At 40.0% G+C, this 16,650-nt stretch carries 13 protein-coding genes, 1 pseudogene and 1 riboswitch; of the genes and pseudogenes, 2 read left to right on the forward strand and 12 right to left on the reverse strand.

All coding sequences use genetic code 11. From position 1 onward, the window contains the following. Window positions 1-19 precede the first annotated feature (19 nt). Window positions 20-1,102, reverse strand: coding sequence for an HD-GYP domain-containing protein (locus tag ACYQ3Q_RS04215; protein ID WP_459927402.1), 1,083 nt, complete (start codon window positions 1,100-1,102; stop codon window positions 20-22). Window positions 1,103-1,161: 59 nt separating this feature from the next. Beyond that, a riboswitch (cyclic di-GMP riboswitch) is annotated at window positions 1,162-1,247 on the reverse strand. A gap of 323 nt (window positions 1,248-1,570) precedes the next feature. On the opposite strand from ACYQ3Q_RS04215, the gene ACYQ3Q_RS04220 reads away from it, so the two are divergent. Beyond that, window positions 1,571-4,816 carry a DEAD/DEAH box helicase gene (locus ACYQ3Q_RS04220; RefSeq protein ID WP_459927403.1) on the forward strand — a complete coding sequence of 1,082 codons (3,246 nt, stop codon included), beginning with the start codon at window positions 1,571-1,573 and terminating at the stop codon, window positions 4,814-4,816. Window positions 4,817-4,820: 4 nt separating this feature from the next. Here the strand turns inward: ACYQ3Q_RS04220 and ACYQ3Q_RS04225 are convergent, their stop codons facing one another. The 7 genes and pseudogenes from ACYQ3Q_RS04225 to ACYQ3Q_RS04255 form a co-directional block, all read right to left on the reverse strand. Next, complete coding sequence (locus tag ACYQ3Q_RS04225) at window positions 4,821-6,629, reverse strand: two-component system sensor histidine kinase NtrB (RefSeq protein WP_459927404.1); 1,809 nt, start codon at window positions 6,627-6,629, stop codon at window positions 4,821-4,823. A gap of 141 nt (window positions 6,630-6,770) precedes the next feature. Further along, window positions 6,771-6,893, reverse strand: a complete 123-nt coding sequence (locus tag ACYQ3Q_RS04230; protein ID WP_459927405.1) for a cyclic lactone autoinducer peptide — start codon at window positions 6,891-6,893, stop codon at window positions 6,771-6,773. 3 nt (window positions 6,894-6,896) lie between these two features. Continuing rightward, the gene (locus ACYQ3Q_RS04235; RefSeq protein WP_459927406.1) at window positions 6,897-7,481 is read right to left on the reverse strand and encodes an accessory gene regulator ArgB-like protein; all 585 of its coding nucleotides are present in this window, start codon (window positions 7,479-7,481) and stop codon (window positions 6,897-6,899) included. A gap of 592 nt (window positions 7,482-8,073) precedes the next feature. Continuing rightward, window positions 8,074-8,526 carry a hypothetical protein gene (locus ACYQ3Q_RS04240; protein WP_459927407.1) on the reverse strand — a complete coding sequence of 151 codons (453 nt, stop codon included), beginning with the start codon at window positions 8,524-8,526 and terminating at the stop codon, window positions 8,074-8,076. A 433-nt stretch (window positions 8,527-8,959) separates the two neighbouring features. After that, a complete protein-coding gene (locus ACYQ3Q_RS04245) occupies window positions 8,960-10,699 on the reverse strand; it encodes a methyl-accepting chemotaxis protein (RefSeq protein WP_459927408.1) in 1,740 nt (579 codons plus the stop codon). Window positions 10,700-10,945: 246 nt separating this feature from the next. Beyond that, window positions 10,946-11,593: a LysE family transporter gene (locus ACYQ3Q_RS04250; RefSeq protein ID WP_459927409.1), complete on the reverse strand. Its 648-nt coding sequence runs from the start codon at window positions 11,591-11,593 to the stop codon at window positions 10,946-10,948. Between the two features lie 132 nt (window positions 11,594-11,725). After that, window positions 11,726-12,287, reverse strand: a pseudogene (locus tag ACYQ3Q_RS04255) (citrate/2-methylcitrate synthase); the annotation flags it as partial. A gap of 96 nt (window positions 12,288-12,383) precedes the next feature. Between ACYQ3Q_RS04255 and ACYQ3Q_RS04260 the strand changes: the two are divergent. Further along, window positions 12,384-12,962 (forward strand): hypothetical protein, encoded by a 579-nt coding sequence (locus tag ACYQ3Q_RS04260; RefSeq protein WP_459927410.1) that lies wholly within the window; start codon window positions 12,384-12,386, stop codon window positions 12,960-12,962. Between the two features lie 450 nt (window positions 12,963-13,412). Here ACYQ3Q_RS04260 and aguB read toward each other — a convergent pair whose 3' ends face one another. The 4 genes from aguB to ACYQ3Q_RS04280 form a co-directional block, all read right to left on the reverse strand. Continuing rightward, complete coding sequence (aguB, locus tag ACYQ3Q_RS04265; RefSeq protein ID WP_459927411.1) at window positions 13,413-14,300, reverse strand: N-carbamoylputrescine amidase; 888 nt, start codon at window positions 14,298-14,300, stop codon at window positions 13,413-13,415. 1 nt (window position 14,301) lies between these two features. Continuing rightward, the gene (locus tag ACYQ3Q_RS04270; protein WP_459927412.1) at window positions 14,302-15,342 is read right to left on the reverse strand and encodes an agmatine deiminase family protein; all 1,041 of its coding nucleotides are present in this window, start codon (window positions 15,340-15,342) and stop codon (window positions 14,302-14,304) included. Between the two features lie 545 nt (window positions 15,343-15,887). After that, complete coding sequence (locus ACYQ3Q_RS04275; protein ID WP_459927413.1) at window positions 15,888-16,055, reverse strand: hypothetical protein; 168 nt, start codon at window positions 16,053-16,055, stop codon at window positions 15,888-15,890. A 168-nt stretch (window positions 16,056-16,223) separates the two neighbouring features. Then, on the reverse strand, window positions 16,224-16,511 hold the full coding sequence (locus ACYQ3Q_RS04280) for a hypothetical protein (protein ID WP_459927414.1): 288 nt from the start codon (window positions 16,509-16,511) through the stop codon (window positions 16,224-16,226). Window positions 16,512-16,650: the final 139 nt, after the last annotated feature.

Genomic DNA, 16,650 nt, shown 5'->3' on the forward strand with positions numbered 1-16,650 from the left:
CATCAGTCTCCTTCATTCTCTAAGTAACGTGGTTAAAACTAACCGATTGTACAAACCTTGTTAAATCCTTAAGCAAATCGCAGGTTAGTTCCTCATTAACGAATTTTCCGTTTTTATCAAATAAAATTCTTATGAGCGGTCTACTCGGGTAATTGTGATGAATACCGACGACTGTTCCCATTTCACCTGTATTTAAAGTAACTATAGAACCTTGCGGATAAAGTATTAAACACCGTTCAAAACAATGTACAATCTCTTGATCAAAATCTTTACCTGAACCAGCCACGATGATTTCTAAAGCGTGATATGGGGGCAACCCTTTGCGGTAGGGTCGATCCGCAACAAGGGCATCAAAAACGTCAGCAACTGCAACGATTTGTGCATTAGTCGTAATAGCTCTCTGTCTTAACCCATCCGGATAGCCCTCGCCATTCCAACGTTCATGATGATGACGGACTATGCTGAGAATCTCCTTTGAGATATTGGAGTATTTAAGCATTTCCACACCCAGCTCTGGATGCTTTTTAATAATCTTAAATTCTTCTCTATTTAGGCCCGAAGGTTTATTCAGTATTTCAAGGGGCAAAGAACTTTTACCCAAATCATGGAACATCGCACCCATTGATAAAGTTCTTAGTTTTTGTCCTGAAAACCCCATTTTCAACCCTACTAGAGTAGCTATTAACGCAACATTTACGGAATGAATATATGTATAATTATCAAAGTTTCGAAATTCATTAAAATCTATATACACACGGGAATTTCCTTCTAACTCGTTGATAATTTTATCAACAATAGCAAACGAATCGATTAAACGTGTAGAGCTAAAAAGGCATACGCTCTCAAAGACTTTTCGAACATAGCCTACAATAAAACGGTACTCCGAGGAAGGAAATCTACGTTCTTCATTTGGAGGATGAGAATTCTCCAAATCATATTGTAAAGTATATAGCTGTCGCTGGAGAAGAAGTTCATAAATGTTTGCGGTGATTGGCTTACCTTTAGATAACAACAATATTCCCTGTATATCATATAGGTCAAGCTCTGAAAGTTCCCCAATTTCAAAGCTGTTCGTTGTTAGGGGTTCCAACTTTGTTATCAAAACCAACTTTCCTCCTTATAAAACAAAAGACGCCAAATAAGTATACGGCGACAAGTTTTTTCGGTATCCCGGCTTTCTTCACCATAATGTGTTAAGACCCGTGGCTTTGCGCCCTCAGTTCTCACTGAGTTTGCCTTTATCGCAGAGGTATTAAATTGATTATGGCCTAACTACATTACAGAAAACATGACCTATAGTAGGCCTTTAGACCTATAGGATATACCTTCGCTAATATATCACACACAACAAAAATATACAATATAATACAATCTTATTATAATATTTAATTTTGGCTTAATTCCATCATTTTCAACTATCATTCGCTAGATTTAGCATCAATAAATTGTGCAAAGAGCAACTCGGATCAACTCTCTGGTCCCTAAATTAGACGAGTAGACTCAAACTATGATATTCTTAACTGATACCCTTATCTAACTCAGCAAATATTACTACCAAAGGAGTATTTTCATGCCTCGCTTTTATATCTCTGAACAAATAATTCAAGATCTAGCGGATAATGATCGTGTATATAAAAAAGGGCTTTCCTATTACGCGGCTGGTAGAGTCTACAATTTCAGTTTTTTCCCCGATAAAGGCCTAATAAACGCTTCTGTCATCGGAGGTTTACGCTATATTGTTCAGCTTGCCTTTGAGAAGGACAACTCCGTACGCTCATATCGCTGCACATGCCCAGCCTTCAAAGACTATCCTGGAGCCTGCAAACACGTTATCGCCGTCTTAAAAACAGCCCAACAAAAATTACCGTCAGCTTGGACTGACCCTGTCGTTCAGAGCCGCGTGGTTGATGAGCTTCTCACTGTTTTTGCCAATCAACGTCAGGAAACTCCTTACGAAGAACTGACTCTAAACGTGGAACTCCAAACCCTGCCCAGCCATCGGCTTTCTACACATCTACAGCTTAGAGTCGGTCTGCAGCGACTTTATGTAGTAAAAGACATCGGACAATTTCTCACTGCGCTTAAATCAGGCCGCTCGCTAGAATTTGGTAAGCAATTTACCCTTGAACCTACGAGACAAACCTTCAAAGAGGAAGATCGTAGGTTAATTGCCATGCTGCAAGAAATGAATGACCAACATTCAGCCATAATCGAGATGCAAGGGCCCTTTTACGCGACAACCGTGCTCAATCAAAAATTGTTGCCCTTGACGGGCTATTATTTAACTAAGTTTTTAGACGCTTTGGGAGATAAAGTGTTTTCTTGGAGCTTCGAAGCTCCCCCTCCCACACCCACCCAAATTATCCGGCATGGGCTACCCATCGAATTTTCCCTCCAGTCACAAGGTCAGGATCTTGCATTAACACTCGAAACTGAAGAAATGCCCCTCCAACTGACGGACGATGGGAGCTACTACGTTTACCAAGCTAAAATCCATCAAGCTTCCCCCAACCAAAAAGAACTCCTTTTGCCTCTTCTGTCAGCCCTTCGCCAAGGATCCGTGACCAATATTGTGATTCCAGCAGCCCAGAAGGAGCTTTTCGCCTCAGAGGCACTGCCCTTAATCGGGAAATTAGGTCCAGTTATCATTGATCCTGTCCTAGAAGATAAATTTAATCAGGAAAGCTTACAAGCCAAAATCTATTTTGATCGTTCAAGCGATATGGGCATCACAGCTCGTTTAGAATTTCACTATGGAGAGACCATCATTAATCCATTTTCTGCGACCCGGGATACTAGTAACGAGTCAACAGCCAGCGATGTTATTCTCATCCGTTCTGTCAATCAAGAACGAATGATCCTCAACATTCTGGAACACGCCGATTTCATCGTATCTAAAGGAAAAATTTTTCTTGAAGACGAAGATAAAATTTTTGATTTTACCGTCAATTGGCTTCCTCAACTGAGAGACCTTGCAGAACTCTATTATTCGGATCAATTCAAGCTCAAAATCCGTACCTCTACGACGTTTTCCGGCCAAGTTCGCTTAGACGAAACTCTAGATATCTTGGAAATATCCTTTCAATATACTGATATCGAACACAATGAATTATCGGATATCTTTCATTCTCTACACTTAAAGAAAAAATACCATCGCCTTCGCGATGGATCTTTCCTCGATTTAAATCAGCCGGAGATGAACGCTGTCGCCCAACTCATTGAAAATTTAGACCTTAAGGCCTCAGATCTCAATGAAAAAATGCTCAATCTGCCTAAGTACCGTGCCATGTATATAGATAGCTTTCTGCGCCAAGCCAACTTGCCTGGAGTGCAGCGTAATAAAGCCTTTAAGCAGTTAGTGCAAAGCATCTTAGAACCTCAAGACGGAGGATTTGAAATACCTGATGAGTTGCATCATATCTTAAGAGACTACCAGAAGACTGGATTTCAATGGCTTAAAACCTTATCATCCTATGGTCTTGGAGGCATCCTCGCCGACGATATGGGGTTGGGTAAGACTTTGCAAGTCCTAGCCTTCATCCTATCCGCAAAATTGACCGCCATAGCCCCTGCTTTGGTTATTGCTCCCACCTCGTTGATCTATAACTGGCAAGAAGAAGCGAAGAAATTCACCCCTACTCTTCAAGTCCTTGTCGTGGAAGGCAATCCCCAGGAAAGACAGACACAATTGTCCGAAATAGATGATCAGTGTGATCTAGTCGTTACTTCTTATCCCATACTACGGCGGGACATCGATGAATTTGCTAAATTAGACTTTTCCTACTGTTTTTTGGATGAAGCCCAACACACCAAAAACCCTCAAACTCTGAACGCAAAATCTGTCCAGCAAATTAAGGCCAAAAGCTATTTCGCACTTACCGGGACGCCCATTGAAAACTCGCTTTCCGAACTTTGGTCCCTCTTTAATTTTATTATGCCTGGTTATCTCCTCTCCCACCAGGACTTCCGCAAAAAATTTGTAATCCCCATTATTAAAGGGGAAGACTCAAATGTTCTTACCGAACTAAGTCGACATATTAACCCCTTCATTCTAAGGCGATTGAAAAAAGATGTCTTAAAAGAACTGCCGGACAAGATCGAAACCCAGCTAAGTGCTTCCTTGACAGAAGAACAGAAAAAGCTCTACCTCGCCTATTTGCAGGAAGCGAAAGGTCAAATAGCTCAGGAAATTGCCTCAGTGGGCTTTAACAAAAGCCACATGAAAATTCTTGCAGCTCTGACTAGGCTCCGGCAAATTTGCTGTCACCCGTCAATGTTCATCGATAACTACACCGGTGAGAGCGGCAAGATGCTTCTCTTAGAGGAAATCCTTACTGACGCCTTAGACAGCGGTCACAGGGTTCTAGTTTTCTCTCAATTCACGACCATGCTGGATATCATTCAAGGACATCTCATCTCTGAGGGCATCGAATATTTCTATCTTTCGGGCATAACAAAAGCAGCTGAACGTTTAAGAATGGCCAATTCCTTTAACAATGGGCAAGGTAAGGTCTTTTTGATCTCTCTCAAAGCGGGCGGCACAGGATTAAATCTAATCGGTGCAGATATGGTCATTCATTACGACCCATGGTGGAACCCCGCTGTTGAAGACCAAGCTACAGACAGAGCTCATCGCATTGGCCAAACAAGCGCCGTACAGGTGATCAAACTCATTACTCAGGGGACAGTCGAAGAAAAAATCAACGCCTTACAAGTCAAAAAAAAGACCCTCATCGACTCAGTCATCCAACCTGGAGAAACCATGCTCTCCAAATTATCGGAAAAAGAACTCCGCGAACTTTTTGATCTAAATTAATCTATTATGAATTACTGGTGGGAAAACGTGTATAAAAGGTCGTACCATTTTTTCCTGTTTCAAACTCAAATACCGCATTATGCCTTTGAGCAATTCCCATGGAAATGGCTAACCCGAGTCCAGTTCCGGTTTCTTTGGTCGTGAAAAATGGAGTGCCTATTTTCTCCTGTATTTCAATAGGAATGCCATTCCCATGGTCTCTGATAGCTAAGACAACTCTATCTCCGTTAAAATATGTACAAATAATGACACTTCCATGTTCATTCGTAACCTCCAACCCATTGCGCACTAAATTTAGGATGAGCTGTTTGATTTCGTTTTCGTTGATCATGATATTAGGTAATAGTTCGAGATCCGTTGCTACTTCTTTATTGCTATTGAAGGCATCTGCCTGGAGCATCGGAAATACTTTATTAATCACATCGTTAATATTACCGGATAAAATATTCTCACTATTCGATTTAGCCAATGATAAAAAATCCGTAATGATCGAATTAGCACGGTCAATCTCCGACACCATCAAATCCAGATACTCTTTATCGTGAGCGTAGTTAGATTTTGCTCCAATTAACTGTAAGAATCCCTTTACCGTAGTAAGGGGATTTCTAATCTCATGACTAATCCCCGCTGCTAATTGACCTATTAGATTAAGTCTTTCTAATCGACCAAGCTCTTGCTGCTGACGTTTCAGCTCTGTAACATCTCGGAAAAAAACTGTTAAGCCTTCCGTATACGGATAAGCATGATATTCATGGTCTTGATCAGGATTTGCAAAGCCTCCTGCTTCCCAATGAACCGATTCATTTTGATACATCGCTTCTTGCATTTTAAAATAAGTTAAGGAATCATTAATCAGTGGGAACACTTCCCAGATACTTTTTCCTATTAGTTCAGTGTTATTCCCGCTAATAAACTTTTTTGTTTCCTTGTTAACAAACGTAAACTGCCAGTTGCGATCTAATGCATAAAAACCATCTGAGATTCCTTCCATAATTTTGATTATATTCAGTTTTGATGATTCCAAGGCTATGTTCATCTGTTTTAAATCATCTGTAAAACAAGTGATTTTATTAAGAACAGGTTTTAATTCTGGTAATTTGATCAAAATATTTTCTTGCTCACTATCATTATTAATTATAATATTGCAAAATTTTTCTAAATATGATTCAATCTGCTTCATATGTTTTCTGATTGAAATTATAATTAGTGCTGATAAACTTAAAGCTAATATTACTATTGCACTCAATTCATTAAAAGACATTAATACTAAATCAGCATTCTGCGCATAGGCCCAAACATAGCCTACTGTTTTCCTCTCATCATATATTGGCAGCATGATTCTAATTTCTTTATTACTGTTTGAAATGTTATCAAACTCATCTAGTGATAATATTGCAGAACGAATTTCGTCCAATAAGATTTTATTGTTAAATTGATTTTTAACTATTAAATCTAACTCATTATCATAATAGCCTATAATATAATCGCTATTGTTATTGTTATTGTTATTGTTATTGTTATTAATTATGAATTGTATAATACCTTCTATTCTTAATACCTTATCCTTCTTCGTTAGGTTTTTATCTCTTTTTAATTCTTCGACAGTCAATATCTGAGATTGTATTTTCGTTTGAACACTTGAAGCACTTAATATCAAATCATAATTGAATTTTAAGGCTTGCTTCTCCCAAAAATTTCGTCCATAGAGAAGGATAAATATAATAAGGAAAGCAAAGATACTAACTATAACTTTTAATAAAGTAAATTGAATGATAGATTGTTTTTTCAAGATAGTTCTTAGACTAAACACCATCAAATTATCCTCCAACTATCCGAAATTGAAAAATAAAAACTTATGAAAAGTTTATTGAATCAAATATAAAAGCTGGGATATCCAACCCAGCTTTTATATTGTTGGCTACCAAATGTGTTCACGCTGCTGCTAACCTCCTGATTATCTTTGCAATGCTTTCGGCGTTTTGGGTTGATATGCCCAAATTCCACACGCAAAAACGGAAGATGCACTTCCTAGGAGCATTAGTAATGATGCAACTATAGCGAAAAAATATCTTTTCATAATTCACTCACCTCCTCTTCTATTAAAAATAGGCAGTAAGGTGATACTTTGATAAAATACACCTATAACTGCACTAACACTTATTAATTTATTATCAGTAAAAGCAACCACTAAGAATGAAACAATTAAGAAAAGCACAGAAAAAATCTTCAATCTATATTTAAAGTTACTAGAATGGATTGGCTTTGATTCACTGTCCACGGGAGCTAAGGAAACTACTAGTAAAAAAGAAATAAACAAAGCAAAGAAAAGAACATGCTTATTAGTTAAGTCATAATCGACAAGTTTTTTTGCGAAAACTCCAATAGAACTATAAACTATAGAACCAAAGGCTAAACATTTAAGAGGGGTATTAAAATGTGCTCCTCCCGATACCCTTCGTAATAAGCCACCGAAAATGGCAGCAATAACAGTCGGCATTAATGCATTAAAAGAATATCCTAAAAATATCAGGAGAAATGAGCCTAAGACGAATAATAGTGCAGTTTCAATGGCATATGCAATAATTGCCTTTTTATCGTCGTTATAATTTAGTTCATTTGTTATTACTTCAGTAAGCTTATTACTTATATTTTCGGAGAAATTCATTATTCTACCCCTTTTTTTGTATAAGCTTATTTAATAAATAATAAATAAGCAGAGATAAACAAAAGAAATACATGAGGTTCTGTTATCACAATCCTTATTACCAAGTTAGTAAATAGAGTTTCAGGGGTTACTCCAAAAACAGGCATTAACAATGATAGGCAAGCAAACTCAAATATTGCTAAAGCTAAGAAACTCAATAAACTTGCAATAAGGGATAAACTAAAATCCCCCTTGCCGAGCCAAGTTAAAGCTATAAATAATAAAATGATTAACAAAATAGTATGAATCCCAAAAGGGATAGTAAACAGTCTTACTACATACGAAATAAATGCTAACACAATTCCAAATATTATAATTTTTTTCCATTTTAGAGGTATTCTGGCAATCACAAAGGCTAAAGTTACAACTGCAGTTTGTTCAGGTATGCCTTGTACAAGTAAAGCAATAAATGGAATGTTTATAAATCACACAACCTCTCCCACTAAACGTTAACATAATAGGACCTAGACTTTACTGAAAATGAACAAAATAGGGGGGCTTAGCCTATAAATATAGAATCTTAAGCAACGCTCCTCCCCCTCTATTGAAAACTTCAAGTAACTCTTTTTAGGTATAATTTATTTAGTAGAAAAGCAGAGGTAAATAAAACAAGTACATGAATTTCGCCTAATCCAATCCAAACAGCATGGTTAGTAAATAAAATTTTCGGTGTTATACTAAGAACAGGCATTAACAATGATAAGCAAGCAGTCTCAATTATTACTAGAGCTAAGCAACTCAATATACTTGCCATAAAGGATAGACCGACATCCCCCTTACTTAATATAGTTAAAACTATAAATAAAATAAAGACTATCAAAATAGTATGAACCCCAAAAGGAATAGGAAACAGTCTCACGACATACGCGCAAACGGCTAAAGCAGTCCCGATCAATAGAATCTGATTAAGTTTTAGGGGAATTCTAGAAATCACAAACGCTAGAGTCGTAATCGCAGTTCCTTCAGGTATTCCTTGCAAGAGCAAAACAATCACTGGTATGTTCATCTAAATCTCCTGTCAAGTTGATATTACTCCATAACCCCTCACCACTCTCTATTAATTTCTATTATCGCACACTCTAAATGTCGAATTCGCGTAAATCTTGTCTAGCCTGTTTACTATTAAGATTATAGGTGAAATAGGGTTTATCTGAAGTAAGTACCTTTATAAAGAAAACTTGGCTGGCGCCAAGCTTCAGGGAGGCGGCCGCCTTAGTTGCACTTATGCTTTCAGAAAGTATGTAACATTCAGTTATACTTTCTGCCTAGTACAAAGTAAACGCCCCAAAGCTAAAAGCTCCGGGGCGTTTACTTTGATTTATATAGAAGATCAACACGAAGAGCGATTCGAAAAGCCAACGGCTTGTCTTGGGACGCCGTTCATCAAAACCTTGCTGTTGGTTTGCTTAACCATAATTTTGCTAGAATGGTGATCTTAACTATATTTTAAATTTATCAACAGCTTTCATAAGGCTTTCCCCAAGCTTTGCCAAGGCTTCCGCAGACTGACTCACCGAAACCATCGTGGCAGCTTGTTCTTCTGATGTAGCAGAAATCTCTTCGGCACTGGATGAACTTTGCTCAGCAATGACCCCAATGCTCTCCACAGATTTCACGGTTTGAGCAGCACCACTAGCCATTTGTTGCGCAGCAGCTGTTACCAGCCTAATCTGATCAACGACGATATCTATCTCTCCTACAATAGTATGGAAGGATACTCCCGCCAAATTAACAGCTTCTACTCCTGAGTCCACTTCTTCCTTCCCTTTATCCATCAATCCGACGGCTCGTTCCGTTTCTTGTTGAATATCACCAATTAAGCTCGCGATCTGAGTTGCTGAAAGCGATGATTGTTCCGCCAACTTCCGGACCTCTTCAGCAACCACTGCAAAGCCTCGCCCATTCTCACCCGCCCGAGCAGCCTCTATCGCAGCATTTAACGCTAATAGATTCGTTTGATCCGCAATTCCTTTGATCACATCTACAATTTGCCCGATCTTTTTGGATTGGTCACCCAATTTGAACACGGTTTCTGCCGTCTGTAGGGAAACATCACGGATCTGTTCAATTTTACGAACTGCATTTTCTGCCTGAAGAGCCCCCACCTGAGCTGCTTTGGCTGCCTTACCACTACTTTGATTAACAACCTCTGCATTGACCGCTACCTGTTGGGCGCTTTCAGACAACTGTTCGATGACCAGACCAGTATTTCTCACAGACATGGCTTGATCCGTCGCACCAGCTGCAAGCTGCGCTATAGAATCTGAAACTTGTTCACTGGCAGCAGTTGCTTCCTCTGCCGCAGCCGATAATTCTTGACTGGTTGCTGCCACACCTTCTGACTGTGTTAGTACTTCCCTAATGACGTCTCGAAGTGAATCTACCATCTCACTGACAGCTTGAGTGAGAACGCCGATTTCATCATGATTTTTAATCTTCGGCATCTTAACGTTCAAGTCTCCAGTTGCTACGGCCTGAGCTACCATCGTCACAGAAACAAGAGGGCGGCTAATATGTCTTGCAATCATAATCGCCAAAGCTGCTCCAACAATCAAGGCAAGCGTAACAAAAATAATAAGCAATCTCACTACAGAGTTTTCAGTAGTCTGAGCATGATGGGTAGCTTCAACCCCTCCTTGAACCATAAACTCCATCTGAGCTTCCATATCCTTAAGGAGTTGGTCAAAGCTTTCTTTACTCTTTTGAGTTAAGATGGCTCTAGCCTCAACATCCTGACCTAACTGAGTTAACATCCAAACTTGCTCGGCATCATCTATGTACACTTTAAATGATTTCCTCATTGCCTCGCTTTTGGCTATTCCTTCAGGTGTCGTTACATAGTTATTATATTCGGCAAAATCTTGCTCCCATGTCACTTTTATAATTGCGAATTGAGCTCTATGCTCTTGAAAAGTTTTCTCATCTGAACGCATCAGAAATCCTGCCAAAAGATAGCGCCGAGTGTCTTCTGTGTTAGCAACGACTTTTGCCAAGGAACTTGTTGCTTTCAACCAATGCTCCCCTAGATCTTCCGCTTCCAGATTGATCTTATAAACACCGTAATAGCCCACGCCTCCCACAAGTAGTGTAAATAGGAGTACAACAAAAAAACCCAGCAGTAACTTAAGTCTTATTCCATATCTTATGACAGAACCCGAGGTATTAAGCTTATCATCCAACGTTTAATCTCCACTCCATTCTTTCTATAGGATCTAATTCCCTGCTTATGCCTAATAAGGGCGCTAAATCCATAAGACATAAGCATAAACAACAAGATGGATTATCTTGGCATAATAATAATTAATTTCTACAGATGAACCCAAAATCCTTTATTTTTCTTCCAGCATGAAAAAAAGTTACAAGACTCTTAGAACTTTCATCTTGTGTCATACAAACTAGATAAGACACATGTCGCGTCCACTGACTTAAGCTCTGAAAGACATTAAGAAACCTGCCCCAGAATAAACAAAATAACCCGCTAAACCGACTAAAAAAAATCCACAGACTCCTAAAACAAATCGATACACCAAAGGCGTAAAGAGTTTCTTTCCTCTAGCAACGGTGAATGCCACAAACGTAAACCAAATATAATCCGCTAAAATATGTCCTAAATAAAAGCAAACGGCTCCAATAATACCATAATTTGCAGCAAGCATCAATGAGCCAGCGCCAGCGGTCGCCCACCACAGAAACCAATAAGGATTTGAGGCAGTCACAGTAATACCTGAAACCCAAGGCCGAAGACCTTTAGCCGTAGTCTCTCCCGAAAAATCAAGGACTGCAGAATTAAAGGACTCTTTCAAAATTCCGTACGCCATCCAAAAAAGGAATAACCCCCCTACGATTCCGATCGTTCCTTTTACAACTGGCCAAGAGATATAGGTTCCCAAACCATAGAAAATCGCCACCACTAAGGCAAGTTCTACTAGCGCATGGCCGGAAGCAATTTGAGGTCCAGCCTTAGCACCACGCCTCAGACTTTCATTGATGGTAACTGTGAGCAAAGGTCCTGGCACAATAGCTCCGGAAAAACCCATTAACATACTTGTCATAAAGATTGCCGCTAATCCCATGTAATTCCACCGTCCTACTTCTTCGTGATATCCGTTATTTCTACATCACAAAGAAATTCCCTTCTTAAACTTCGCCTAAGAAGTAAAAGAAGAGAATTTCAGCTCAGCCGTTACAATTTTTCCAATTATTTTATTCTCAATCTCTTCATCATCTTTCCAATCCGTCAATTTGTTTTTGATATCGTCAAACATCTCAATAACTTTAATATTCGCACCTCCATGCCGCGGTCCCTTAAGTGCTCCAATTGCCGCAGCAATAGCAGAGTAGGTATCCGTACCTGTAGAAGTCACGACGTGGGTCACAAAGGATGAATTGTTACCCCCTCCATGTTCGGCGTGCAGGACAAGGGCAAGATCAAGCAGTGAAGCCTCTAACTTGGTATAGTTACTATCCGGCCGCAACATGGAGAGAATGTTCTCAGCAATACTCAAATCAGGGCGTGGGCTGTGAATATATAAGCTTTGGTTTCCATGGTAATGGGAGAAGGCCTGATAGCCATAGACTGCTAAAGACGGAAAGCAGGCAATCAACCAACCTAAGACACTGTTTTAGGACGTTTTTCATGGATGTATCATCCGGATTATCGTCAAAGGTATACAAAGCTAAAACGCTTCTGGCCAGCGTATTCATAATATCCTTACTGGGCGCTTTTAAAATCATGTCCCGAACAAAATCTTCAGGTAGCCTTTGGTACATTTGGTTTCTAATTATTTACCACCGTCAAGATGAATGTTTTAAACAAACGATCAATATATATAGTCAACAGATACGTCCGAATAGGGGGAAGCTATGTCTTGGGACCTAAAAAAACGCAATTGGTCAGGCATCTTGATGACGATGTCCACAGCAATTTTTGCTTTTGTCTCGATAGTATCCGTCTTTATCTCTGTCATCACCTGGCAGACCCAACGCGAAGCAGCACGTCCATATTTCACCTTCAAAGAATCTCCTTCCATCCATCTAACCCACGAGATTAGTTTCGAATTTAAATTTAATAATGTAGGAAATCATCCAGCCACAAACCTTTCCAGTAAAACTATCGTCTTTGACGAAAGCTTGTTAGAAGAGCCTATTCTTGTTGATGATTACACCGTTGTTAACGATATTCCTAGAGATACCACCACAAGTTTGCTCCTTAGCATAAAGAGTGTTGATTTTCAGCAAACCGATATCAAGCCACAGTTTCTTATCATTCATCTTAGTTATACTGATCCAATCACTCGAAAACTATATATCCAAACCATTTATACCAAATGGCCTGGAGTTATTGCCCAAAAACCTCAACCCCTTATTCATGTTGAAGCAAGTGAAAAACAAAAAATCCTTACTTACTTAAAATCCCACCACCTATTAGAGCCAAAAAATTAAGTAAAATAACCAACCCCAGACGACGTCTGGGGTTAAAATACAGTTTTATCTCTAAAAGATAAAGGCGAAAATCAAATCCGCGCAAATCGGCTTTCCAAAGCATACCCCATTTCAGCTACTCTTAATTCCAGTCCGAGCAGCTATTAAGCATAACCTTAAACTAATTATTTAATAAACAAGCATCAACCTCTGTTTTCTGCGTCTGTCCTTATGATAGAATTATAAATAAAGTTATACTATCGACAGTCTCCGTAGTCTCCTTTGGCATTCTTTTTCTCCAAGTCTTACATACCTGGATCAATTTCGGATTACTCGCCCCGATCGCTCTGATCCTAGTTGGACTGTTCATCATCTTTAGGCGATCCGACCCTATATCTCCACCCTCTTCGAAATCCATCAATCTTGAAAAGAGGAAAAAATAGTCTTATTCATATTTAAGCCACGCCCTACTTAACGAGTCTCCTTAATCGTTAACTCTCCATCATACGAAGAAATAATTTTATATAGCTCAGGCCGCCGATCCCGGAAGATCCCCCACTCCAGTCGCTGTATCTCAAGCAGATCTAAATCAAATTCTGCCACCAGTACCGTTTCTTCCACACGACCAGCCTCTATCACTTTGTTTCCTTGCGGGCCGGCGATAAAGGAGGATCCGTAGAAGGTGATCTTAGACTCTTCGTCTTCCTCAACTCCGACCCGATTCGAGGCAATCACTGGAATCAGGTTAGCTGCAGCATGTCCTAACATACAAGCTTGCCAATGCTCCTTGGAATCGATCGATCCATCTTGAGGCTCCGAGCCGATCGCTGTCGGATAAAAAAGCAGCTCAGCCCCCATTAACGCCATACATCGTGCGGCTTCTGGATACCATTGATCCCAGCAGACCCCTACCCCGATCTTGCCAAAGCGAGTATTCCAGACCTGAAACCCTGTATCCCCTGGGTTGAAGTAGAACTTTTCTTCATATCCCGGACCAGCTGGAATATGACTCTTGCGATATTTTCCCAGCACTTCACCACTGGCATCAATAACCGCCAGCGAATTATATCGCGCATAGTTTTTCTTTTCATAGAAGCTGATCGGTAAAACCACTTGAAGCTCTTTTGCCACAACTTGAAAATGCCTGACAGCCTTATTTTGTTCCAGTTCTGTCGCATAAAAATAATAATCCGCTTTTTCCTTCTGACAGAAATACGGTGTTTCGAACAGCTCCTGTAACAAGATAATTTGTGCACCCAGATTCGCTGCTTCCCTTACTAGGGCGTCAGCCTTTTCAATGTTTTGATCGATGCTATTAATACAGCCCATCTGAGTAGCCGCCACTTTAATGTTTCTCATCTTAAATCCGCCTTCCTCGGGGCATCTGTTGAGTCGTACAGTGCACATTCCCACCCTCGCGGATGATCCCCATTCCATTAACTGTGCGTATTCGTCGTTCAGGAAATAGCTCTGCCAGTACCTGAGTGGCTAACAGATCAGTATCTTTTGCTTCCCCACCGAATATAGGCAGAATAATTCCCCCGTTAACAAAGTAAAAGTTTAGATAACTCAGGGTCAAGCGCTTACCAGTCTCTGAATCAATTAAGCTCGGTGGTTGCTGGATAGGGATGATTTCTAATTTTCGGCCCAGCGCATCAGTTTCACTCTTTAAGATCTTTAAGTTTTCTTGAGTGATCACATAATTTTTATCCTCAGGATCGTCACAAACCTGTATTAGAATCTTTCCAGGAGCAACAAAACAAGCAATATTATCCACATGTCCATCCGTCTCGTCCCCGTCTAATCCATTCTTTAGCCAGACTACTTTCTGGATATTGAGAAAGTTCTTCAACTCAGCTTCAATCTGTTCTCGGGTCATGGCCGGATTCCGATTAGGGTTTAAGAGGCACTCTTGCGTGGTTAGTAACGTGCCTTCTCCATCGACATGAAGAGAACCCCCTTCCATAACCAAGGGGGCATCAAACCGTTTCAACTCAAAATGCTTCAAGATTTCAGCGGCCACCTGATCGTCCAAATCCCATGGTGCATATTTGCCACCCCAGGCATTAAATTTCCAGTTAACCCCTGCCACGTCCCCAGTATCATTGACAAGAAATGTAGGCCCATTATCCCTTAGCCAAGCATCGTTATGCTCAATAGGAAGAAGATCAATCCGTTCATCCTGAAATAAACGCGCAAGCCTCGCTAAATCCACAGCATTCACCACAACCGTTACGGATTCAAATTCGGCAATAGCCTGGATAATTCCGGCATAGCCTTGGCAAACTTCGTCATAATCCTCTGGATAACACATAGACGCTTGGATCGGCCATGAAATGAAGGTACGAGTATGCCTAGTCCATTCCGGAGGCATTTTATAATTTAGAGTGCTTGGATACATTGTAATCCCTCATATTCCTAGTTAGTAGGCTTGCTTTATATAATGCTTCAATATTAAAGAATATAAAGCAGCTTTCTTGACGGAGTTTGATAATACCTTGTTAGCATTATACATTAAAATGGCCTAGCTTTCATCAATTCAAAGAATGAGCACTACTCCGCGCATGAAACGTTTCAATAAAAAAGGACGTAACAGAAACCTTAGTTTCGCTACGCCCTCTTGTTATTTTATACTCTACCAGTGAACTCGTTCAGCTAAAGCTGAACATCGAGACTTAGGTGACGAAAGCTTCCGGTGACGATAGTCTCTAGTACGATAGTCTCCAGTACGATAGTCTCCAGTGGAGAGTATCGCCGAAGCCGCGATCCCAAAAGAAATGCTTACCGGCGTAGGATAGAGTATCGCCGAAGCGCATGGCCCTTAACGAATACGATCGCGCTGAGGATAGGTTTCGCCGAGCCGCCTATTCTCAAAAGGAACACTTCGCGGCGAAGGAGGACTCTACCCCCACTTTTAAAAGTAGCTGTCTTAAACGAGGATAAATATCATGCACTATGTCTATGCTGAACAGTTCGTTCTCGAGTCTGCAACGGTTTTTCCGAGTTTGCGTTTTGTGTCTTGGATTTACGATTAACTGAAAGGGTCATATAGCATAATACATAACCTAAAACAGAAAACCCAATGGCCGTTATCAAAAAATCTAATCCTTCCATACAAACCCTCCCTTATAACCTAGTAAAGACTGCAAATTGTGATTGGACAATTTCCAACTGCCCATATTAAGTAAGTTTCCCTTTATATAGTATAAACGAATTGTTATAACTTTCTCTAAACAATTCATTAAGAAATTATAAACTATGGCCAAAAGGGACAGGTTTTTCCTACAACCGCTCATACTCCCCTTTATCATTAAGATATTGGATGTCAATGCAACCATAGTACTCCCCATACATATCGAGCGGATCGAAGCCACTCTTGCGAGTACAATCATCAGAATAACCAATGTAGTAAACTTCTTGATCATGGTCCCGCATGCGGAATTTATACTGAGGTTCAGATTCGAATTTTTGAATAAGCTGTTCAAATTCCGCGGTCCCTTTTGGGGACTCTGAGCTAAAGTACTCTGTCAACGTTTTCTTTTCGATGCAATCTTCCGTAATCTTAAACATATAACTACCACCTTAAATTTTAATTTTAATACTCAATTTCCTCTGCACCGCTTTGATCTTATAATCTATCATATCAGACTCTTTGTCCTCTTCCAATCTCTTCTTTAACAAATCTAGGGACGCTTCATGGCTCTCGCGT

It is taken from the genome of Desulfosporosinus burensis (assembly GCF_054657535.1).